Genomic DNA, 21,323 nt, shown 5'->3' on the forward strand with positions numbered 1-21,323 from the left:
TGCGCGCGGCTAGCCGACCAGGGTGGCGGCCCGGGTGAAGATGGAGACGCAGAAATCCATCAGGTAGCCGGCCATCCAGCGCCCCATCAGGATGATGGCCAGCAGGGTCACCAGCAAACGCGGTAAAAAGCTCAGGGTTTGCTCGTTGATCTGGGTGGCGGCCTGCACCAGCGCCACCAGCAGGCCGACGATCAGGCCGGGCACCACCAGCAGCACCACCAGCAGCATGGTCATGTGCAGCGATTCGACCACCAGGTCGACGGCAACTTCAGGAGTCAGCATGGGCAATCCCGCTCAGTAGGCCTGTATGCTCGTGACGAGCGTGTTGACGGTCAGGGTCCAGCCATCGACCAGCACGAACAGCAGCAGCTTGAAGGGCAGCGAGATGACCAGCGGCGACAGCATCATCATGCCCATGGCCATCAGCACCGACGATACCACCAGGTCGATCACGAGGAAAGGAATGAACAGCATGCAGCCGATCTGGAAAGCCGTCTTCAGCTCGGACAGCACGAAGGCGGCCAGCTTGACGGTAAAGGCATGCTGGGACGGTTCGGTGATCTTGTCCTCGCCGGCCAGGTGCGCGATCTGCTGCAGCGCCGCCTTGCTGGTCTGGGCCAGCATGAAGCGCGAGACGGGCTTTTCGGCGATGGCCAGGGCTTCCTGCAAGCCTATCTTGTCCTGGTCGTAGGGCACGAAGGCGTCGCGCCATACCTGCTCGCCGATGGGACGCATCACCAGCAGGGTGAGGATCAGGGCCACGCCGGTGATGATGCGGTTGGGCAGGCCCTGCTGCAGGCCCAGGGCCTGGCGCAGCAGCGACAGCACGATCACGAAGCGGGTAAAGCTGGTCATCATCATGACCATCACCGGGAGCAAGCCCAGCAGGGTCATGATGATCAGGATCTGGGTCTTGACCGTCAAGTCCGTCTTGGCGCCCGGCACCACGTTGGCCAGCAGGTCGACCGCCTGGGCCGGCGCGGCCATGGCCAAGCCCAGCAGCAGGCCGCCGCCCAGCAGCAGCGCCGGCAGCGCAGGCGCCGCGACGCCCGCGCCGCGCCGTGGCTGGCGCAGGCGCGGGCCGTTCATGCTCCAATTCATGGAGTCATCATGTCCAGGTTCAGGCCGTCCAGGTCGATCACCTTGAGCCCGTAGTTCTCGCCCGCCACCACCACCTCGGCGCGGCCGATGGCGGTGCCGTTAACCTTGATCACCAGCGGCTCGCCGGCCAGCACGTCCAGCTCGACCACGCTGTCCGGGCCGATGGCCATCAATTCCTGCAGCGAAATGCGGGCCGAGCCGACCTCCAGCGTCAGAGTGACGGGGATCTTGCGCATCATGGCCGGCAGGTCGCGCCGCGCACGGGTGTCGGGCGCCACCGACACTTCGCTGCCGGCCTGCTCGATGATCATGTCATCGGCCAGGTCGTCCAGCAGGGCGTCGCTTGAGTTCGCTACATTCATGTTCATCATCTTATTCGACATCTTCAAAAGAGGTTAGACACAGTTTGCCCTTGTGCTCGCTGATGGCCGCCGTGAACAGGCGCGACTCCTCCAGCAGGACATCGGCCCTGTGCAGGCTGACCGGGATGATGTCGCCTACTTGCAAATCAAATACGCTGCCCAGCGTGACTTCCTTGCTCACCAGGCGGCCCGACAGCCCGACCTGCAGGCGCTGCGCCAGCGGGCCGTAGGGCTTGCTCTTGCGGCCGGCGTCGCGGTCGCGCAGCAAGCCGCGCAGCACGCTGCCCATCAGGTGCTTGTCGAGCGCGAACCAGAACCGGCCCGGGGCGCCGCTGCCGAGGTCGGCCACGGTCACCGTGATGACCCAGGTGCCCTTGGGCGGATGGGAGCCGGGCGCCGGCTTGAATTCATCGGCCAGCGCCCCTTCCTCGGACGCGGCCGGCTTGTCGGTGTCCGGCAAATTGAGTTCGATGCGGCCGGCCAGGGTGGCGGCCAGCTGTTGCCCCAAAGCCACAGCGAGACGCTCCTCGGTGGCCGTGACCTTGATCTTGTCCTCGTCAATGACGGCGCTGGCGGCGCCATCCGCCTTGCGCCCGTAGCGGTAATTAAGCACGCTGAGCAGCACCTTGCGCTCGATCGAGAACGCGATCTGACCGGCCGGCGCGGCAAAGCTGAGCCAGCGGGTGCGCGGCTCCGCTCCCTCCAGCCGGCTGAAGGCCACGTCCTCGACCTGGAAACCGCCCCAGTAGCGGCGGTTGACGTTCAGGCGCATGGCCTGCGCCAGGTCCTCGCGCAGTTGCGCGGCGAACAAGTGCAGCAGGTGCACAGGACGGCCCAGCAGGCTGGGGTCGAGCACTTGATGGGGCGTGTTCTGTTGTTTGCTTGTCATGGTGTGGTCAGGGCTCAACACATCGTTGCCTAACGGTTATCTTCGCACAGACACGGGTCGAATGGTGCATGGATTAGTGCTTGCTTACAACGGTGTTTGCGTACAACAGCGTCACGGCGCAGCTACACGGCGTCCAGGCCGCTATTCTAGCCGCTTCCCGGTATCCTAGCGCAAAGTCAGACGATCTCGGTAGCGCAGCATACAGGAAATTTCACATAATTGCTATCTAACAATATTCACCTACATAAATAAACCTTTACAGCGATATTGCTAAGCGGTAAGCTTCCTCCAGCCTGAAAAACGGCTTCCGCTGCTTCGCAACAACCCCTGGCTGATAGAGCTTAGTGAATGATTTATAACGGTATTTTCCACAGGAAAACAGTTGTTGTAACCTTGTCTGCGTGCGGCGCATCTATATTGAATCCATGATAAACCCCCGTAAAAACGGTTCAGCTAGTTTCAGGACGGCGTTTGACGCCTCCCCAAGCTTGTCAGGCATCGTCTGACACAATTGTTCGCCTTGTCCGACAGGATGAGCGCATGCCGGACGGGAGTGCGGCGTGTGACGCTTGCTGCTGGCGGGCAATCTGGCTAAGGTAGCCGTATGGCGGCATGGCCGTCGAATTCGCAGGTTTCCCAGTGACTTTAGTGCAAGAGTGGAGGTAGCAAGATGAGCAATGGAATTTCGTCCCTGATCCAGGCCGACCTGGCGTCGCTGACCAACGCGGCCCAGAACCTGGCCCAGCAGACCATTGCCCCGGCCGCCCAGTACGGCGGCGAGCCGGCCGGCTTCTCGTTTGCCCAGACCATGCAGAACGCCGTCGGCAAGGTCAACGCCGACGACGCGGCGGCCGGCCAGAAGATGGCCGACGTGGACGCCGGCAGGAGCGACGACCTGGTCGGCGCCATGCTGGCCAGCCAGGAAGCCGGCTTGTCCTTCTCCATGCTGATGCAAGTGCGCAACAAGGTCATGGGTGCGGTCGACGAACTGATTAAACTCCCGCTGTAATCGGCCGTTACAGCGCCGTCATCCTGTTTTTTGCGAAAGCAACCCAACGTGATCAACACCTTCAAGTCCGCCTTCGGGCGCTGGCGCGCCGGTTCCGGCATGCCTGCGCTCTCGCCCAACCTGCTGAAAACCCTGTACCCCATGCTGCTGCTGGCCATCGGCGTCACTGCCATGGTCCTCATGTATTTGTGGAGCGACCAGTCCGGCTATAAACCGGTGTTCGGCGCCCGCGAAAAAGTGGTGGCGGCCGACATGATGACGGTGCTGGACACCGAGCACATCCCCTACCGCATTCATCCGGAAAGCGGCCAGGTGCTGGTGCCCTCCTCCATGCTGGGCAAGGTACGCATGCTGCTGGCGGCCAAGGGCGTCACGGCCCAGCTGCCGGCCGGCCTGGAGCTGATGGACAAGAACGATCCGCTGGGGGTGTCGCAGTTCGTACAGGACGTGCGCTTCCGGCGCGGCCTGGAAGGCGAGCTGGCGCAGTCCATCATGACGCTGGACAGCATCGCGCACGCGCGCGTGCATCTGTCGATCGCCAAGTCGACCTCCTTCGTGTCCTCCGACGGCGAGAAATCCTCGGCCTCGGTAGTGGTCGCCACCAAGCCGGGCGCCACCCTGCAGCCGGAAACCATCGCCGCCATCGTCAACATGGTGGCCGGCAGCGTCGCCAGCCTGAGCCCGTCCCGGGTCAGCCTGGTGGACCAGGCCGGCAACCTGCTGTCGGCCCACGTCGACCTGGCGGACGGCTTCGACGCTTCCAGCGGCGGCAACGAGAACGGCAAACGCATCCAGGATGACGTGAAATCCAATGTGCGCAGCCTGCTGGGCCCGGTCATCGGCGAGGACAACTTCCGCCTCAGCGTGACGGCCGACGTGGACAACGACAAGGTCGAGGAAACGGTGGAGAAATACGGCGCCGATCCGAAAGTCACCAGCGAAGCCATGCGCGAGGAGCAGGACCGCAACCGCATGGTGATGGGCGTGCCCGGCACCCTGTCCAACCGTCCGCCGGCGGCCGCCAATCCGGCCACCCCGGCGGCCGGCGCCGCCGCCGGCGGCGACAGCGCCAATCCGGCCGACGGCACCGCCCGCAAGAACGCCACCACCCGCCAGTACGCCTATGACCGCAGCATCGTCCAGACCAAGCGCAGCCGCGGCCGCCTGCAGAAGCTGAGCGTGGCCGTGGTGCTGGCCCAGGCCGCCGCACCGACGCCCAAGACCGGCTGGTCCGCCGCCGAGATCGCCAACATCGACAAGATCCTGCGCAACGGCCTGGGCATCAACGCCGAGCGCGGCGACCAGCTGGTGGTGACCGCCATGAACTTCCCGCCCAAGGCCGCCGTCGTGCCCTGGTGGCAGGAGCGCGACAACGTGGTCGACATCAGCACCTACGTGATGTACGCGGTCGGCGCCCTGCTCGGCTATCTGCTGCTGTTCCGCCCGCTGCTGCGCCTGCTGACCGTGCGTTTCGCGCCCGACACGGCGGAGACGGCGCGGATCGCGGCCGAGCGCCGCGCCGCCGAGACCGCTGCTGGCGCGGCCGCCACCGCCGCCCATGCTGCTGGCGCCGCGCCGGGGACACCGGCGGCCCTGGCCGCCGCCACGGGAGCTCCCGGCCTGCCGGGCCCGGGCGCCGCCGGTGCGCCGGCCCTGGCCGGCGCCGACGGCGCCGCCGGCCAGCCCGGCATGACGGTGGTGCCGCTGCTGGAAAACTATGATTTGCCGCCCCCGGGCTCGGCCGTGGACGTGATGGTCGATCACCTGAAAGTCCTGGCCGCCAAGGAACCCGAGCGCGTCGCCGAAGTCGTCAAACAATGGATGCAGAAAAATGGCCGAGCAAAATAACATGGATGAGGAATCCGGCAACGGCGCCCTGTCGCCGGTCGAGCAGGCAGCCATCGTGCTGCTCAGCATAGGCGAGGAGCCGGCCGCGGCCGTGCTGCGCTGCCTGTCGCGCGAGGAATTGCTGGAAGTGACGCAGGTGATGTCGCGCATGAGCGGCATCAAGGTCGAATCGGTGAAGAACGCCATGCAAACCTTCTTCGACGATTACCGCCAGCAGTCCGGGGTGCACGGCGCCTCGCGCAGCTACCTGAAGCGCTCGCTGGACCTGGCGCTGGGGGGCGACATCGCGAATACCGTACTCAACAGCATTTACGGCGACGAGCTGCGGCCCAAGATGGCGCGCCTGCAATGGGCCTCGCCCAAGTGGCTGGCCGAGTACATCTCCAACGAACACGTGCAGATGCAGGCCGTGTTCCTGGCCTTCCTGCCGGCCGCGCTGGCCGGCCAGATCATCGACGCCCTGCCCACCGAGGGCCGCGACCTGGTGCTCCTGAACCTGGCGCGCCTGGACGAGATCGACCGCGACCTGCTGCTGGAGCTGGACCAGCTGGTGGAACGCTGCCTGGCCGCCTTCGACATGCAGAGCACCAGCGTGGAGGGCATACGCCAGGCCGCCGAGATCCTCAACCGCCTGCCCAACAACCGGGCCCAGATGGTGGAGCTGCTGCGCGCCCACGATCCGGACGTGGTGGCCAAGATCGAGCTGTCCATGTACGACTTCTTCATCCTCGGCTCGCAGACCGAACAGGCCATCACCCGCATCCTGGAGGACGTGCCGCTGGAGCAGTGGGCCATCGCCCTCAAGGGCGCCGAAGTGTCGATCCGCGACGCCGTGCTCAAGACCATGCCGAAACGCCAGGCCCAGGCTTTCGAGGACATGATGCGGCGCGCCGGTCCGGTGCCGATGTCGCGCATCGAGGCCACGCGCCAGGAAATCATGGCCACCGTCAAGGCCCTGGCCGACGCCGGCGAGGTCGAGATCCAGCTGTTCGCCGAAACGGTGGTCGAATGAAGCAGTTCCGCCCCTACCGCTTCCCGCCCCTGGCCCAGTTCACGGCGGTGGCGCAGCAGCGCGCCGCCGCCTCCGGCGGCCAGGGCGACGGCGGCGCCCAGTGGGCCGCCTCGGTCAGCGAAGGCTTCGAACAGGGCCAGCGCGACGGCTACGAGATCGGCCTGTCGCGCGGCCAGGAGGACGGCTTCGAGATCGGCCGCGCCGCCGGCCAGGAACAGGGCCGCGAGGAAGGCCGCCACGAAACCCTGGTGGCCTACGACCAGATGGCGCGACCGGTGGACGCCATGCTGAAAAGCCTGAAAAAGCTGCGCGCCGACTACCGCGCCGCCCAGCGCAAGGAAGTGGTGGACCTGGTGGCCAAGGTGGCGCGCCAGGTGATACGGGCCGAACTGGCCCTGCAGCCGGTGCAGATCATGGCCCTGGTGGACGAGACCCTGGCCACCATGCCGCCGACCCGGGAAGAAATCGATGTCTACCTGAATCCGGAAGAATTGAAGCGCATCAGCGAGATCGATCCCAAACGCGCCAAGCGCTGGAACCTGATCCCGGACGCCCGCCTGGACGCCGGCGAATGCCGAATCAAGGCCGGCGACAACGAGGTCGACGCCGGTTGTGTGCAACGTCTTGCGGCTGTCATGGAACAGGTCGATAATCAACTGCAGGCCGCCGATGGCGGCGATGAGCAGGATACCGAAGAATGATCGCTGACGCACTGCGCAATCTGGAATTGGGCTCGGTGCCCATGGCCACGCCGACCGGGCGCCTGGTGGGCGCCTCCGGCCTGCTGCTGGAAGCGGTCGGCTGCCCGCTGCACACCGGCCAGCGTTGCCAGATTGAGACAGTGTCGGGCGAATGGCTGGACGCCCAGGTGGTGGGCTTCCGCGACAAGGTGTCCTACCTGATGCCGTTCAAGAAAGCCATCGGCCTGACCACCGGCGCGCGCGTGCTGCCGCAGCCGGACAAGGTCAGCCTGCAGATCGGCCCCGGCTGGCTGGGGCGCATGGTCAACGGCCTGGGCGAACCCATCGACGGACTGGGCAAGCTGGGCGGCGACTTCCCGCTGGAAGCGCAGCCGCCGCGCGTCCATCCGCTGCGCAAGAAACCCGTCACCGAACCGCTGGACGTGGGGGTGCGCGCCATCAACGCCATGCTGACCCTGGGCAAGGGCCAGCGCGTGGGCCTGATGGCCGGCTCCGGGGTCGGCAAGTCGGTGCTGCTGGGCCTGATCACGCGCCAGACCGTGGCCGACGTGGTGGTGGTCGGCCTGATCGGCGAGCGCTCGCGCGAGGTGCGCGAATTCGTCGAAATGTCGCTCGGCCCGGACGGCCTGCGCAAGGCGGTGCTGGTGATCGCTCCGGCCGACGAAAGCCCGCTGATGCGCATCATGGCCACCGAACTGTGCCATTCGATCGCGGCCCACTACCGCGACCAGGGCAGAAATGTGTTGCTGCTGGTCGACTCGCTTACCCGCTACGCCATGGCGCTGCGCGAAGTGGCGCTGGCCCTGGGCGAGCCGCCCGCCACCAAGGGCTATCCGCCCTCGGTGTTTTCCAACTTGCCGCAACTGATCGAATCGGCCGGCAACGGCGAGAATCCGCTGGGCAGCATGAGCGCCATCTATACCGTGCTGGCCGAGGGCGACGACCAGCAGGACCCGGTGGTCGACACCGCGCGCGCCATCCTGGACGGCCACATCGTCATGACGCGCGAGCTGGCCGAGCGCGGCCACTACCCGGCCATCGACATCGGCGCTTCCATCAGCCGCTGCATGAGCCAGGTCATCAGCCAGCCGCACATGCTGGCCGCGCGCGCGCTCAAGGCCTCGATGGCGCGCCACGACCGGGTGCGCGACCTGATCCCGCTGGGCGCCTATGTGCCCGGGGCCGACCCGGTCACCGACCGCGCCGTGCAGCTGCACCCGCGCATCGAAGAGTTTCTCTGCCAGGGCACCAAGGAAGCGGCGCCCTATGCCCCCTGCGTAAGCCAACTTGAAAAGCTGATGACATGAGCGAGCAAAAGATACGCAACCTGACCACCCTGGTCAGCCTGCGCACCACGGAAGTGGAACGGCTGCAAAGCGAGATGGCGGAAAAGACCAGCTTGCGCGACCGCTACCAGAAGAACCTGGAGCGCCTGGACCGCCTGTGCACGGCCAGCGGCGCCAGCGGCAACCTGCCGCCCGCCCTGGCCAGCAACTGCGGTGACTACAAGCAGGCCGTGATGCGCATGGCCGACAACCACCGGCTCGACCTGCACATGCACGAGGCCGACATGGCAGTGTCACAGCAGGCCCTGAACGCGGCCTGGGTCAAGCGCGAGGTCCTGGACCGGGTGCTGGACAAGCAGCAGCGCGCCCTGTTGCAGCAGCAAAATGCGCGCGAGCGCAAGCAGCAGGACGATTTGGCCACACAGCTGTGGTTGCGCAGTCAAAAATAAGCGCATTTCTCCTGTGAATCCACCCGGCAACAAAAAAGCTGGGTTATATTTTCATGTGGAAATGATTTTGGTCGCCTTACTGTTTAGGTACACCATCCATATTTCCCTGGAGTAAAATATCATGGCTTCCTCTTCCGTTATCACCGCCCCGACTTATGACCCGATCAACACGGCCACGACCTTGGCCACCAAGTACGTGGCGGGCAACAAGAGCGTGCTGGCCAGCCAGGCCAGCGCGGCGACGGCCACTGCCAGCGCGCTGAACACGCTCAGCTCGGCGCTGAACACTTTTCAGACCGCGCTGGCCAGCCTGTCGTCCAGCACCGCTTCGCTGAGCGCCAGTTCGGCCACGGTGAGCAACACGGCGGTGGCCACCGCCACGGCCGGGGCCAAGGCGGTGCCGGGCAGCTACTCCTTTTATGTATCGCAGCTGGCCACGGCCGGCCAGGTGTCCTACAACGTGCGCGACAGCGTGGCCGCCAGCTCGGGCAGCCTGAGCGTGACCCTGGCCGACGGCAGCGACTTCCAGGTCGACCTGTCCAACGCCGACTCCAACAAGGACGGCAAGCTGTCGGCCAAGGAAATCGCGGCCGCCATCAACGTGGCGGCAGAGAACAAGTCGCGCGTCACGGCCTCGACCATGACCATCAACGGCGTCAGCAAGCTGGTGCTGACCTCGGCCCAGACCGGGGCCGACAACGCCGTCACCGGGATCGATACCTCGGCCCTGGGCGACGCCGACCTTAAGTCCGACCTGGACGATGCCAACAAGACCGTGGTGACGGCCGCCGCCAACGCCGTCGTGTGGGTCGGCGGCCAGAGCACCGGTACCCGGGTGGAACAGGCGTCCAACACCTTCAACGTGATCGACAATGTCAGCTTCACCGCCACCAAGGCGCAGGCCGCCAGCGACGCCGACGTGGTGCTGACCGTGGCGCGCGACACCACCACGACCACCAGCAACGTGCAAAAGTTCGTGGATGCCTACAACGCCATGATCAAGCAATTGAAGACCCTGACCAAGTCGGGCGACGCCACCACGGCGTCCGGCCCGCTGGCGGCCGACGCCGGCGTGACGTCCCTGATGAACCGCCTGCAGGGCGCGCTGCGCACGGCCGTGGGCGGCCAGAGCCTGGTCAACTACGGCATTACGGCCCAGCGCGACGGCACCCTGGAACTGAAGGCCGACCGCCTGACCAAGGCCATCGCCGCCAACCCGACCGGACTGGACACCATCTTCGGCATGGCCACCACCACCACCAGCAGCGGCGTGGCTGGCAGCCTGGACACCCTGCTGGACCAGTGGACCAGCAGCACCAAGGGCCAGATCTCGGTGCGCCAGGCGGCCGTGACCAAGCGCCAGGCCGACATCTCGACGCGCCAGGACGCCCTGCAGGTGCAGTACGACAGCGCCTACAAGCGCTACCTGACCCAGTTCACGACCTTGCAGACCCTGCAGTCGACCATGACCACCAATTCGAACCTGTTCACGGCGCTGTTCTCGTCCAGCAGTTCCTGATCCACCGGGGCCCCGGCCCCAACCACTTTAAAGTACGGTGAATGCCATGATGAATATGGAAGCTTACAGCAGCTACCACGCTACCAACCTCGACGCCCAGACCGCGCGCGCATCACCGGTCGAGCTGGTCCTGGTGCTGACCGACGGCCTGCTGGAAGAGCTGGCGCGTGCGCGCGGCCACATCGTCGGCAAGCGCTACGAGCAAAAGGCCAACAGCCTGAACAAATGCACCGACATCCTGCACGGCCTGTCCAGCGCCCTCGACCTGGAGCGCGGCGGCGAAGTGGTGGGCAACCTGGCCCGCCTGTACGAGTATTGCATCAGCCGTTTGTACACGGCCGGCATCAATCTTGATCCCGCCATCATCGACGAGGTATGCGCCCTGATGAGCACCATCAAGAAAGGCTGGCTGAGCGTACAGGCCAAGCATGGATAGACAACGCACCTTGCTGCAGATTACGCAACGCATGCACGCCGCACTGGCCGCCGACGACTGGCAAGCCCTGGCCGCCATCAACACCATGATGGCCTCGGCCCTGCCGCAGATGGCGGCCGCCGGCGCATGGAGTCCGGCCGAGCGGGCCGCGCTGCGCAATCTGCGCGAGACCCATGAGCAGGCGCGCACGCGTTGCGCTGCCGTTGCCGCCGAGCTGGAAAGCCGGCTGCGCGGCATGCGCGACAACAAGGAGGGCTGGATGGCGTATGCCCTCGACAATGAATTTGCCGACACCGGATCACACGTATGACCATGACACTATCCAGCAGCACCGGCCACAAGGCCGCCAAGGCCGAGGCCACCGATTTCACGTCGGTGGCGCCGGCTGCCCAGGCGGCTACGGCCCCGGCTGCCGCCGCGCCCGCACCCCAGCCCGGCAATGCAGCGCCGGGCGTTCCCGCCGGCGCCCAGGCCAAGGACGCCGCAGCCCAGGCACTGCCGGAGCCCGGCACCCAAGGCGTCCCGGTACAGGCCGCGCCCGTGCTGCCGTTCGGCCAGCTGCTGCAGCTCGCCACGACCGAGGACGACATTGCCCAGCCGGCCGACAGCGCCGACAGTACCAAACCGGCCGACAGCGCCGCTTCCGTCGATAGCGCTCCCGGCCTGCCGGGCATGGCGGCCAACCTGCTGGCGGCGGTGCTGCCAGTGCCGCTGGCCGCGCCGCTGGCGGCAGCCGGCCAGTCCGGCGCCACGGCAGAGGACGCCGCCAACGCGAAGGTCGAAGCGGTGGGCGTCACGGTGAACACCAGTGCCCCGATACGCCTGAGCGCGGCCAGCGCGGCATTGGGCGCCCCCATCCGGGCAGACAGCGCCGTTGCGGCCGCCGTCGTGCCGGCGGCCACGGCGCCGCTGCCGGCGCCCATGCCGGCGGCGGTACCGCTGCCCGCCCCCGCCGAACTGGCGGACAGCAGCGCCGCGCAGACGGCCCCCCCTGCCCCGGCAGCCGCGCCCGCTCTGCGCTCCGCCACTGCGGCAGGCGTCCCTGCGGCAGGCGCCCCTGCGGCAGGCGCCCCTACGGCGGGCGGCATTGTGGCAGACGCCAATTCCGCAGGCGCGACTGTGGCAGCCGGCGCCAGCCCAGCGCCGCTGGCTGCGTCCGCCGCCGATACTTTCCGTAACACCGCCAGCCAGGCCAGCGCGCTGTACGCGCCCGCGCCCGCCACCAGCCCGGCGCCGGTCCCGGTCACGTCCCCGGTCACGTCCCCGGCCCCGGCGCCCCTGCCCGGCTCCGCTGCCAACACGGTACCGGCTACCGCAAGCCAGGGGGACGCTGCGGTGCGCCAGGCAGCCGCCATGGCAACCGCCGCGCAGGCCAGCAGCGGCGCCAGCGCTACCAGCCAGGCCGCCATGGCCGCCCTGCGCATGAGCAACGCCGTGCCGGCCCGCAGCGGCGCCGCCAGCGAGGACGCCGCCCCCAGTCCGGCGCCGGTAGCCACCCCGGCCCCTGTGGCCGGCGCCAGCCTGCTGTCCTCGGTGCCACCGGCGCCCGTTCCTGTCGCAACGGCACAGCAAGCCGTACGCACTACCGTGGCCGACAGCGCCAGCGCTGCCAGCACGGCCGCCGGGAGCGCCACGGTGGCCGCCGCCACCGACGAAGGCGGCGCGAAGAACGCCAGCGTGACGCTGGGCGCCAGCCTCAGCGGCAGCTACGCGGCCGTGGCGTCCGGCAGCGCCGCCCAGCCGGTCCAGGCCGCCCCCCTCAAGCTGGAAGGCAGCGCGCAGCAATGGCAGCAGCCGCTGCGCGAGGCCCTGGGCGACCGCCTGCAGCTGCAGCTGGCGCGCAATGACAACCAGGCCGTGATACGGCTGGAACCACCCAATCTTGGCAGCGTGGAAATCGCCATCCGCCACACAGCTGGCAGCCTGCAGGTGAATATCTCGGCCTCCAACAGCGAAGTGCTGCGCCAGCTGAACTCCATCGGCGACCAGGTGCGCCAGGACCTGTCCCAGCGCCAGAGCAATACCGAAGTGGCCGTCACCGTGACCGCCGCGCGCGCCCAGGCCCAGTCCCAGGACGGCGGCGGCCAGGGCAACCGCCAGCAGCGCGACCAGGACCAGCAGCGCGCGCCCAGCCGCGCCCTGTCCGGGGACGACAGCAGCGCCACTTTTGCCATGACCGGGGAGTAATGAGTAGATGAACAAGAAAATGGTGATCGCACTGGTGGCCGTGGCCCTGATCGGGGCCGGCGGCGCCGGCGGTGCGGTGTGGTACCTGTCCAAGGGCTCCGACGCCGACGCGGCCGAGTCCAAGCATGACGACAAGAAGGGCAAGAAGGAAAAGAAAGAGAAGAAAGAGAAGAAAAAGGATGATGGCAAGCCGCCCAAGTACCTGACCGTGGACAAGGTGGTCATCATGCTCAAACGGGCTCCGGGCGACACCGTGACCCACTACATGTCGGCCGACCTGGTGATCTCGGTGGACGAGAAGCAGGAGAAGGAAGCCAAGGAGCAATTGCCGATGCTGCGCAGTGTGGCCGTGCGCACCCTGTCCAACCTGCCGATCGCCACCGCGCAGGTGATGACCATCGACCAGTTTGCAGCCGAGCTGAACAAGGCATTTGACGAGACTTACGAGAACGAGGACCGCGAGAAGCCGTTCAACGAAGTGATGATCGGCAAGCTCATCATCGAATAATGTGCTGATAGTGCTGAACCGGAGAAGCCAGGCATGTCGTACCTAGAGCCTTACGCAGACGCCTACGCCGAGGAATATGGCAGCGCGGCGGCCGTGCACAGCGCGGCCGAGGAGCAGCAGCACCTGCTGGCCTACGCGCCGCTGGTGAAACGCATCGTGCGCCAGCTCAATTCCCAGGTGGGCGGCGCCGTCGACCGTGACGACATGGAGCAGATCGGCCTGATGGGCCTGCTGGAGGCGCTGCGCCGCTACGGCCAGCCGGACACCGGCTTCGGCAGCTATGCGGCGCTGCGCATCCGCGGCGCCATCCTGGACGAGCTGCGGCGCCAGGACTGGCGTCCGCGCGCCGTGCGCCAGAACAGCCACAAGACGCGCGACGCGGTGCGCGCCCTGACCCGCAAGCTGGGACGCGAGCCGAGTGACCAGGAAATCTGCAGCAACCTGAACCTGACGCCCGACCAGTACCAGGCCTACCTGCTGGACGAGAATGCGGAACTGGTGGCCAGCTTCGACGAAATCCTTCAGGAAACCGTGGGCGGCGACAGCGCCCCCAGCCCGGAGGAGCAGCTGATGGTGCGGCGCAGCCTGGAGCAGGCCCTGCGCGGACTGGACGAGCGCGAACAGCGGGTGGTGCAGATGTATTACGAATTTGAATTGAGCTACAAGGAAATCGCCGCCGTGCTGGACCTGACCGACGCCCGCGTCTGCCAGCTCAACAAGGCGGCGCTCGGCAAGATGCGCGCGGTGCTGCAGGGCGCCTGAGCGGGACATGAAACTAGTATTTAGCTGAAAGGCAACTTTATGCAACAGATAGTCGGCATCCTCATTGTGCTGGGCAGCGTGTTCGGCGGCTTCATGCTGATGGGCGGCGCTTTCCACCAGATCTGGCAACCCATCGAGCTGCTGGTGATCGCCGGTTCCGGTCTGGGCGCCTTGGTGCTGGGCAATCCCGGCCACGTGCTCAAGGAAATGGGCTACCAGCTCAAGAAAATCATCGTGCGCAAGAAGTACGATTCCGAGTTCCAGCGCCAACTGCTGCTGCTCATGTACGAACTGCTGCAGCTGGCGGCCGGCGGCCTGAAGGCGCTCGACGCCCACGTCGAGGCGCCCAAGGACAGCCCGCTGTTCCAGCGCTATCCGCTGATACTGGAAGAACCCAAGCTGCTGGCCTTCATCGTCGACAACTTCCGCCTGATGGCCATGGGCAAGATCAACGCCCACGAACTGGAAGGCGTGCTGGACCAGGAACTGGAAGCCATCCACGAAGAACTCAACCAGCCGGCCAAGTCGCTGGGCAAGATCGGCGAAGCCATGCCGGGCTTCGGCATCCTGGCCGCCGTGCTGGGCATCGTGATCACCATGAACACGGTGTCGGAGGGCGCCACCTCGGGTGAAATCGCCGAGCACGTGGGCGCGGCCATGGTCGGTACCTTCATCGGCATTTTCTTCTGCTACGGCCTGATCGACCCGATCTGCAACATGCTCAAGCAGCTGGTGCACCAGGAAGGCGCCAACAAGGAAACCGTGAAAGTGGTGCTGGTGACCCACGTGGCCGGCAAGCCGGCCCTGCTGGCAATCGACTCCGGCCGCCGCCTGGTGCCGCTCAACATCAAGCCGAGCTTCGCCCAGCTGGAACGCTGGATCAATGACCTGGAAGGCCGCGACAGCGAACCGGCGGGAGGCGGACGTGCTAAAGCCGCATGACAAGGCGCATGAGCAAACCATCGTCGTGCGCGGCGGTGGCAAGCACGCGCACGACGACCACGGCGGCGCCTGGAAGGTGGCCTTCGCCGACTTCTGCCTGGCGCTGATGTGTTTGTTCCTGGTGCTGTGGCTGATGGCAGCCCGCAACACGGAAAGCCTGCAGCAAATCCTGACCGAATCGGATGGCGCCAAGACCGACCAGGGCAAGGGCGTCATGCCCGAGCAGGTGGGCGGCCCGCGCGGCAGCCTGATCGAGCGCTTCCCCATGCCGCACACCGGCAGCAGCGAGGAGCCGGGCGACCAGCGCGCCACCGGCCTGGGCGACCCGGCCACGGCCAAGTCCACCTCGCAGTCGGCCGCCTCCTCCGCCTCGGCCTCGGCCATGGCGGAAGCGGTGGATGCGCCGCCGCCCAAAGTCAAGTACGACAGCCCCAACGATCTGGCCGCGCTGTCGCGCGCGCTGACCAAGATGAGCGCCGAATATGGCTTGACCAGCAATCTGGAAGCCGTGGTCACGCCCTACGGCCTGCGCGTGCTGCTGCACGACACCGACCGCCAGGGCATGTTCGTGCGCGGCAGCGCGGTGCCGACCGACAAATTCCGCGCCCTGCTGCGCCGCATGGGTCCGCTGTTCGCGCAAATGGAAAACCAGATGCTGATCGTCGGCCACACGGATTCCCTGCAGTATGCCGACACCAGCTACGCCGCCTTCTCCAACTGGACCCTGTCGGCCAACCGCGCCATGTCGGCCCGCGCCCAGCTGCTGGCCGGCGGCATGAGCGGACAGTCGGTGCTGCAGGTGGTCGGCATGGCCGACCGCGCACCCATGGACACCAAGCGCGCCGACGCCGGCGTCAACCGCCGTATCGAGTTGATGGTGCTGACCACTAGCCAGGCCCGCACCATCGCCACCATGTTCGGCATGCCGGACGCCACCAGCCCGCTGGTGCAGGACGTGGACACGGCCATGCCCAACCCCACCCTGCTGCAGCAGCTGCGCGACCGCCTGACCTCGGGCAGCGCGGCGCGCCGTGCCGACACCGCCGAGAAAGCCAGGCAGGAGGCCGGCAAACATGAATAATCGTCACCGCGCTCGCCAGCGTATTGCGGGATAATATGGAAACCAAGCCTGTTCGAGGATCACGTATGCGCATCTCCTCCCCCACCCCCGGCGCCGCCGTGCAAACGGTGGCCGACACCGCGCCGGTGGCGGCGCCCGAAGTCCCGGCCCGCGCCGCCGCCCAGCCCGAACTGCAATCGTCGGTGATGCAGCCGGCCCTGCAAGCCATGAAGGACATGCCGGAAATCGACCAGGAAAAGGTCGACATGCTGCGCGACGCCCTGGCCAAGGGCGAACTGCCGTTCGACCCGGGCAAGCTGGCCGGCCTGATCCAGCGCTTCCACGGGGGCGAACAGTGACCCAGCCGGCCGTGGCGGCCACGGCCGCCATCGCTGCCATGCCACGCCAGGACGCCATGCGCGCACTGCTGGCCGGGATCGCCGACGACCTGTCCGCCTATGGCGTGCTGCAAGGCTTGCTGGAAAAGCAGTTCCAGGCCGCGCTGCGCCACCAGGCCATCGCGCTGGGCGAGGTGGCGCAGGAAATTTCCGACCTCGTTGACATTATGCAATTGCGACGCCAGCAACGCGTGGCGCTGGTGCAACGCCTGATCGGCCCAAACGGTACCATGGGGCAAGCATTTACCTTGCTGAAAAATGCGGCACGCGAGAAAATAGAGGCTGATTGGAACTCGCTGGAACAGATGGTTATCGAATGCAAGCGTTTGAGCAAGCGCAACAGCGACTTGCTGGTCGAGCAGTACAGCATCATGCAGCGCGTGCTGCATGGCGAGGAGGACACGTATGCGCCAGTTTGACGCGCTGCAGGCCACTGCGGCGACAGCAGCCACGTCGGCCACGCTCTCCAACGTGGCGCCCGCCACCGCGTCCGTGCCCACCGGCGGCGCCAGCTTCGGCGCCGCCTACCGCCAGTTGCAGAACGACGTCAACGATTTCATCGCCCATGGCGGCGGGGGTTTTTCCACGCCATCCACGGCAGACGTGCAGGCTGCATACGGCAGTGCGGCGGCTCTGAACGCCGAAGGATGGGCGGCGCGCCAGCGGGCCGGCGCCAGCGCCGTGATCTTCGGCAACGAAGAAGGCAGCGGCAGCGAGGCTCAGCAGCAATTCCTCGCCTCCATCCAGCCCTGGGCCGCCGAAACCGCTGAGAAGCTGGGCGTGGCGCCGGAACTGGTGGCGGCCCATGCCGCCCTGGAATCGGGCTGGGGCCAGCGTCCGCTGCGCAACGCCGCCAGCGCCGACACCAACAACCTGTTCGGCATCAAGGCCAGCGGCGGCTGGCAGGGCGCGGTGGCGGCCGCCACCACCACCGAATACCAGCAGGGCGTGGCCCTGAAAAAAGTCGAGCGTTTCCGCAGCTATCCGGATGCCGCCAGCGCCTTCCGCGACTACGCCGACATCCTTACCAGCAACCCGCGCTATGCGGCCGCCCTCAACACGGGCAGCGATGCGCGCGCCTTCGCGCGCGGCCTGGCCCAGGGCGGCTACGCCACCGATCCCACCTATGCGGACAAGCTCAGCAAGCTGGCCGCGCGTTTGCAACGCAGCGCCGCCATTCAGGGGGATTGAGTGCTGCCCGGACCGTCCACCGGCTCCACCGTGCCCGTCCCGGTGATGCGCGTGCGGACGATGTTGCCGCTGCTGTTGCGCACCCGTATCACGGCGCCCCGCCCACCCGCATCCATGGCTTCCCCGGCCATGCTGACCTCGATGCCGGACAGCCTGGCCACCATGCGCACCGGATCGCCGCGCTTGATCAGGATGGGCGAAGTCAGCAGCGTGGCGCGCAGCACTTCGCCGGCCCGCAGGCTGCGTTTGCCACTCATGCCGACCACCTCGCGCGTGTCACTGATGACGTCGGCCAGGGTGGAGATATCGTGCCGCTCCAGGGCCACGTCCTGCTCCTCCAGGGCGCGCCCGGCCGGCACGTCGGCGGCTGCCACCGCCACCCGCGCAGATAGTTGTGCCCGCACAACGAATTCATACCGCCAGCCGTCCCCCCCGGGACACACGGCGGCAAAGCGCATGCGGCTGGGCAGCCGCGTGTCGACCGCGTCCACCGTCACCGCCTGGCCGCAGGCCGACAGCGGGCGGCTGCCCGGGACCACGGTCAGCTCGAATTTGGGCTCCACCAGGCCGCTGCTGTCGGCCATACGCAACACATGCCTGCGCGCCGCCGCATCGACCAATTTCGGCACCTGCTCGGCCGGCGTCATAGTGGCGGCCGTTGTAGAACTAGTTAACAATGCAGTACTAAATAGCAACATTGCTCTCAAACAGGTTACAATAGATTCGTTGAACATGGGCAATACCTCTACTATGATGCTGGATGATGCTTGCTGACGTCATTTTACATCCCGGTAGCGTTTTACACTCAAGCAACACCGCAATATCGCATCAGATTTCACAGGGGAAAAAGCATGGGCATTAACTTCAAACAGGCGGTGGGCGTGCATGCCGACGCGCTGGCGCTGCGGGCCGACCGTACCCGCATCCTGGCGGCCAACATCGCCAACGAGAACACCCCAGGCTTCCAGGCCATGGACATGGACTTCGCCGCCACTCTGGCCAGCACCCAGGCCCAGGAAGCGGGCGAACTGACCCTGGACAGCGACTCCGCGGCCCTGTACCGCGTGCCCTACCACCCCACCCGCGACGGCAATACCGTCGAGATCGGCGTCGAGCAAGCCGCCTTCTCGCAGAACGCCACCGATTTCCAGACCAGCCTGACCTTCATCAGCATGAAGTTCAAGGGCCTGGCCAAGGCCATCAACGGTCAATAAGGCAAGAAAAAGTTTTTTGCGGGCAAGACCTCAACTTGCCGTGCACACCGCCGTTAAGAGGACTGTATGTCATTCAAGAATATCTCCGAGATCGCCGGCTCGGCCATGGCTGCGCAGACCGTGCGCCTGAACACCATCGCCAGCAACCTGGCCAATGCCGATTCCGTGGCCGGCACCGAGACCGACACCTACCGCGCCCGCAAGCCCGTGTTCGCGGCCGTGCTGGCTGGCGGCCTCGACAACCAGGGCAGCCCGGGCGGCAAGGTGCAGGTGCTGGACGTGGTGGAGTCGTCCGAGCCGCTGCGCAAGGTCTACGAGCCCGGCAATCCCATGGCCAACGCCGAAGGCATGGTGTACTACCCCAACGTCAACCAGGTGGCCGAGATGACCGATATGATGTCGGCCTCGCGTGCCTTTGAAACCAATGTGGAAGTCCTCGGCCGCATCCGCACCATGCAGCAATCCCTTTTGAAACTTGGCGAAGGCTAATATGCAAACCAGTCTCCTCGGTGGCAGCAGCACCACTACGACCTCCAGCGGCACCAGCGTGACCGGCAACGCCGCCAGCGCGGCCTCGAATATGTTCACCAAGCTGCTGGTGGCCCAGATCCAGAACCAGGATCCGCTCTCGCCCACCGATCCGGCCCAGTTCGTGCAACAGCTGACCCAGCTGTCGCAGACCGAGTCGTTGCAGAACCTGGCCAACCTGACCAGCGCCAACGCCAGCGTGTTGCAAAGCATGCAGGTGCTGGCCATGGGCGGCCAGGTCGGCTCCGACGTGCTGGCCACCACCACCAGCGTCACCCTGGACGGCAGCACCAAGGTGGCGGGCGAAATCACCTTCGCCAACGCCAGCAGCGCCAGCACCCTGGTGCTGACCGACGCCGCCGGCGTCAAGCACAATGTCGCGCTGGGCAGCACCGCCGCCGGCGAGGTCGCCTTCAGCATCGACCCAGCCAAGCTGGGCCTGGCCGCCGGCAGCTACAGCGTGGCGGTCGAGACCAGCACCAAGGAAACCCCCAGCGTCGCCGTCGAGGGCCGCCTGAACAGCGTGCGCCTGTCCGCCAGCGGCAGCGTGGTCCTCAACGTCAGCAACCTGGGCGAGGTGGCGCCGGCCGCCATCACCGCCTTCAACGGTACCTCCACTGCCACTCAATCCAGTCTCTAAGAAAGGACTCCATCATGAGTTTTGATATCGCATTGTCTGGCATCCAGGCCATCAACGAAGCGCTGAACACCACCTCGCATAACATCGCCAATGCCGGCACCTACGGCTACAAGTCGGAACGCGCCAATTTCTCGTCCCTGGTGGCGGGCGACCAGCGCACCGGCGCCATGGTCAGCTCCACTACCCAGAGCATCAGCCTGGCCGGCGGTATCCTGAACACCGGCCGCGCGCTGGACGCCTCCATCAACGGGCGCGGCTTCTTCGTGGTCAAGAACAACACCGGTGTCAGCGAATACACCCGGGTGGGCGTGTTCGACACCAGCAAGGACGGTTACCTGGTGGATGCCAACGGGCGCAAGGTCCAGGGCTTCAGCCTGACCCCGCCCTCGACCATCCTGGGCGCGCTGGGCGACGTCAAGGTGCCGACCGGCCAGATTCCGGCCGTGGCCTCGAGCGACCTGACCTACGTGGGCAACCTGTCGTCGGACTGGACCGCGCCGGCCGTGGCCTGGGATGACGCCGCCGTCAGCCCCAGCACGCCACCCGACACCACCACCTTCAACATGTCCAAGGCCTCGGTGCTGTACGACACCGCCGGCGGCCAGCACACCCTGACCCAGTACTTCGCGGCCACCGGCACCGCCGGCGAGGTCGCCGTGCACTATGTGATGGACGGCAACCCCGTGGGCAGCACCACCATGACCTTCGACGCCACCACGCGCAAGATGCTGACCCCGGACGCCACCACCAACGGCGCCTACACGCTGGACCTGTCGGCGGTGGACACCAGCGACGCCACCGCCTGGCCCTCGTTCGCCAGCGGCGCCAAGATGAACCCGCTGGCCATCAACTACACCGGCACCACCAACTTCGCCGGCGAGGCCACCACCTCGACCAACAGCGCGGACGGCTACGCCTCGGGCACCTTCTCCAGCGTCGAACTGTCCAGCGACGGTTCGGTGGTCGCCAAGTACAGCAATGGCAAGAGCCAGACCGTGGGCAAGATCGCCATCGCCACCTTCCCCGACGAAGGCGCCCTGACCGCCGTCAGCGACACCAGCTGGATCGCCTCGGACGCTTCCGGCACGCCGCTGGTCAGCGCCCCGGGCGTCGGCATGTCCGGCGAGCTGAGCACCAGCACCCTGGAACAGTCCAACGTGGACATCACCTCGGAACTGGTGGGCCTGATGACTTCCCAGCACAACTACCAGGCCAACTCCAAGGTCATCCAGACCGAGAGCGCCATGCTGCAATCGCTGATGCAAGCCATCTAAGGAACGG

General features: G+C 66.5%; 26 protein-coding genes. 21 read left to right on the forward strand and 5 right to left on the reverse strand.

What is annotated here, in order from left to right:
• Positions 1 to 9: 9 nt before the first annotated feature.
• The 4 genes from fliQ to ACLB1G_RS02995 are packed head-to-tail and all read right to left on the reverse strand — an operon-like array spanning position 10 to position 2,352.
• Positions 10 to 282, reverse strand: a complete 273-nt coding sequence (fliQ, locus tag ACLB1G_RS02980; RefSeq protein WP_491625696.1) for a flagellar biosynthesis protein FliQ — start codon at positions 280 to 282, stop codon at positions 10 to 12.
• A gap of 12 nt (positions 283 to 294) precedes the next feature.
• Positions 295 to 1,089, reverse strand: coding sequence for a flagellar type III secretion system pore protein FliP (gene fliP, locus ACLB1G_RS02985; protein ID WP_491625775.1), 795 nt, complete (start codon positions 1,087 to 1,089; stop codon positions 295 to 297).
• 8 nt (positions 1,090 to 1,097) lie between these two features.
• Positions 1,098 to 1,469, reverse strand: coding sequence for a FliM/FliN family flagellar motor switch protein (locus tag ACLB1G_RS02990; RefSeq protein ID WP_491625776.1), 372 nt, complete (start codon positions 1,467 to 1,469; stop codon positions 1,098 to 1,100).
• Positions 1,470 to 1,473: 4 nt separating this feature from the next.
• Positions 1,474 to 2,352: a FliM/FliN family flagellar motor switch protein gene (locus ACLB1G_RS02995; protein ID WP_491625697.1), complete on the reverse strand. Its 879-nt coding sequence runs from the start codon at positions 2,350 to 2,352 to the stop codon at positions 1,474 to 1,476.
• Between the two features lie 670 nt (positions 2,353 to 3,022).
• Here ACLB1G_RS02995 and fliE point away from each other — a divergent pair.
• The 17 genes from fliE (at position 3,023) to ACLB1G_RS03080 (ending at position 17,660) form a co-directional block, all read left to right on the forward strand.
• Positions 3,023 to 3,361 (forward strand): flagellar hook-basal body complex protein FliE, encoded by a 339-nt coding sequence (gene fliE / locus ACLB1G_RS03000; protein ID WP_491625698.1) that lies wholly within the window; start codon positions 3,023 to 3,025, stop codon positions 3,359 to 3,361.
• Positions 3,362 to 3,460: 99 nt separating this feature from the next.
• Complete coding sequence (gene fliF / locus ACLB1G_RS03005; protein WP_491625777.1) at positions 3,461 to 5,209, forward strand: flagellar basal-body MS-ring/collar protein FliF; 1,749 nt, start codon at positions 3,461 to 3,463, stop codon at positions 5,207 to 5,209.
• On the forward strand, positions 5,193 to 6,221 hold the full coding sequence (locus tag ACLB1G_RS03010) for a flagellar motor switch protein FliG (protein ID WP_491625699.1): 1,029 nt from the start codon (positions 5,193 to 5,195) through the stop codon (positions 6,219 to 6,221). The genes fliF and ACLB1G_RS03010 overlap by 17 nt, the downstream gene beginning before the upstream one ends.
• Entirely contained in the window at positions 6,218 to 6,922 is a 705-nt protein-coding gene (gene fliH / locus ACLB1G_RS03015; protein WP_491625700.1) for a flagellar assembly protein FliH, read from the forward strand. The genes ACLB1G_RS03010 and fliH overlap by 4 nt, the downstream gene beginning before the upstream one ends.
• Positions 6,919 to 8,229 (forward strand): flagellar protein export ATPase FliI, encoded by a 1,311-nt coding sequence (gene fliI / locus ACLB1G_RS03020; protein ID WP_491625701.1) that lies wholly within the window; start codon positions 6,919 to 6,921, stop codon positions 8,227 to 8,229. Before fliH ends, fliI begins: the two co-directional genes overlap by 4 nt.
• Positions 8,226 to 8,657: a flagellar FliJ family protein gene (locus ACLB1G_RS03025; protein ID WP_491625702.1), complete on the forward strand. Its 432-nt coding sequence runs from the start codon at positions 8,226 to 8,228 to the stop codon at positions 8,655 to 8,657. The genes fliI and ACLB1G_RS03025 overlap by 4 nt, the downstream gene beginning before the upstream one ends.
• A 121-nt stretch (positions 8,658 to 8,778) precedes the next feature.
• Complete coding sequence (fliD, locus tag ACLB1G_RS03030) at positions 8,779 to 10,176, forward strand: flagellar filament capping protein FliD (protein ID WP_491625703.1); 1,398 nt, start codon at positions 8,779 to 8,781, stop codon at positions 10,174 to 10,176.
• A gap of 46 nt (positions 10,177 to 10,222) precedes the next feature.
• Positions 10,223 to 10,612 (forward strand): flagellar export chaperone FliS, encoded by a 390-nt coding sequence (gene fliS / locus ACLB1G_RS03035; protein WP_491625704.1) that lies wholly within the window; start codon positions 10,223 to 10,225, stop codon positions 10,610 to 10,612.
• Complete coding sequence (locus ACLB1G_RS03040) at positions 10,605 to 10,922, forward strand: hypothetical protein (protein ID WP_491625705.1); 318 nt, start codon at positions 10,605 to 10,607, stop codon at positions 10,920 to 10,922. Before fliS ends, ACLB1G_RS03040 begins: the two co-directional genes overlap by 8 nt.
• Complete coding sequence (locus ACLB1G_RS03045; RefSeq protein ID WP_491625706.1) at positions 10,919 to 12,799, forward strand: flagellar hook-length control protein FliK; 1,881 nt, start codon at positions 10,919 to 10,921, stop codon at positions 12,797 to 12,799. The genes ACLB1G_RS03040 and ACLB1G_RS03045 overlap by 4 nt, the downstream gene beginning before the upstream one ends.
• A gap of 7 nt (positions 12,800 to 12,806) precedes the next feature.
• Positions 12,807 to 13,307, forward strand: coding sequence for a flagellar basal body-associated FliL family protein (locus ACLB1G_RS03050; protein ID WP_491625707.1), 501 nt, complete (start codon positions 12,807 to 12,809; stop codon positions 13,305 to 13,307).
• A gap of 33 nt (positions 13,308 to 13,340) precedes the next feature.
• Entirely contained in the window at positions 13,341 to 14,069 is a 729-nt protein-coding gene (gene fliA / locus ACLB1G_RS03055) for an RNA polymerase sigma factor FliA (protein ID WP_491625708.1), read from the forward strand.
• 39 nt (positions 14,070 to 14,108) lie between these two features.
• Positions 14,109 to 15,011, forward strand: a complete 903-nt coding sequence (motA, locus tag ACLB1G_RS03060) for a flagellar motor stator protein MotA (protein ID WP_491625709.1) — start codon at positions 14,109 to 14,111, stop codon at positions 15,009 to 15,011.
• Positions 14,995 to 16,092 carry a flagellar motor protein MotB gene (locus ACLB1G_RS03065; protein ID WP_491625710.1) on the forward strand — a complete coding sequence of 366 codons (1,098 nt, stop codon included), beginning with the start codon at positions 14,995 to 14,997 and terminating at the stop codon, positions 16,090 to 16,092. Before motA ends, ACLB1G_RS03065 begins: the two co-directional genes overlap by 17 nt.
• A 65-nt stretch (positions 16,093 to 16,157) precedes the next feature.
• Entirely contained in the window at positions 16,158 to 16,430 is a 273-nt protein-coding gene (gene flgM, locus ACLB1G_RS03070) for a flagellar biosynthesis anti-sigma factor FlgM (protein WP_491625711.1), read from the forward strand.
• A gap of 56 nt (positions 16,431 to 16,486) precedes the next feature.
• Positions 16,487 to 16,888 (forward strand): flagellar export chaperone FlgN, encoded by a 402-nt coding sequence (gene flgN / locus ACLB1G_RS03075; protein ID WP_491625712.1) that lies wholly within the window; start codon positions 16,487 to 16,489, stop codon positions 16,886 to 16,888.
• A complete protein-coding gene (locus ACLB1G_RS03080) occupies positions 16,875 to 17,660 on the forward strand; it encodes a glucosaminidase domain-containing protein (protein ID WP_491625713.1) in 786 nt (261 codons plus the stop codon). Before flgN ends, ACLB1G_RS03080 begins: the two co-directional genes overlap by 14 nt.
• Here ACLB1G_RS03080 and flgA read toward each other — a convergent pair.
• Positions 17,648 to 18,307: a flagellar basal body P-ring formation chaperone FlgA gene (gene flgA / locus ACLB1G_RS03085; RefSeq protein ID WP_491625714.1), complete on the reverse strand. Its 660-nt coding sequence runs from the start codon at positions 18,305 to 18,307 to the stop codon at positions 17,648 to 17,650. The two genes, ACLB1G_RS03080 and flgA, sit on opposite strands and share 13 nt — an antisense overlap.
• A gap of 204 nt (positions 18,308 to 18,511) precedes the next feature.
• Between flgA and flgB the strand changes: the two genes are divergently transcribed.
• The 4 genes from flgB to ACLB1G_RS03105 all read left to right on the forward strand — a co-directional run bounded on the left by flgB (position 18,512) and on the right by ACLB1G_RS03105 (position 21,316).
• Positions 18,512 to 18,874 (forward strand): flagellar basal body rod protein FlgB, encoded by a 363-nt coding sequence (flgB, locus tag ACLB1G_RS03090; RefSeq protein WP_491625715.1) that lies wholly within the window; start codon positions 18,512 to 18,514, stop codon positions 18,872 to 18,874.
• A 66-nt stretch (positions 18,875 to 18,940) separates the two neighbouring features.
• The gene (gene flgC, locus ACLB1G_RS03095) at positions 18,941 to 19,363 is read left to right on the forward strand and encodes a flagellar basal body rod protein FlgC (RefSeq protein ID WP_491625716.1); all 423 of its coding nucleotides are present in this window, start codon (positions 18,941 to 18,943) and stop codon (positions 19,361 to 19,363) included.
• Between the two features lies 1 nt (position 19,364).
• Positions 19,365 to 20,042: a flagellar hook capping FlgD N-terminal domain-containing protein gene (locus ACLB1G_RS03100; RefSeq protein ID WP_491625717.1), complete on the forward strand. Its 678-nt coding sequence runs from the start codon at positions 19,365 to 19,367 to the stop codon at positions 20,040 to 20,042.
• 14 nt (positions 20,043 to 20,056) lie between these two features.
• A complete protein-coding gene (locus ACLB1G_RS03105; protein ID WP_491625718.1) occupies positions 20,057 to 21,316 on the forward strand; it encodes a flagellar hook protein FlgE in 1,260 nt (419 codons plus the stop codon).
• Positions 21,317 to 21,323 lie beyond the last annotated feature (7 nt).

This window comes from Duganella kummerowiae (genome assembly GCF_053572355.1).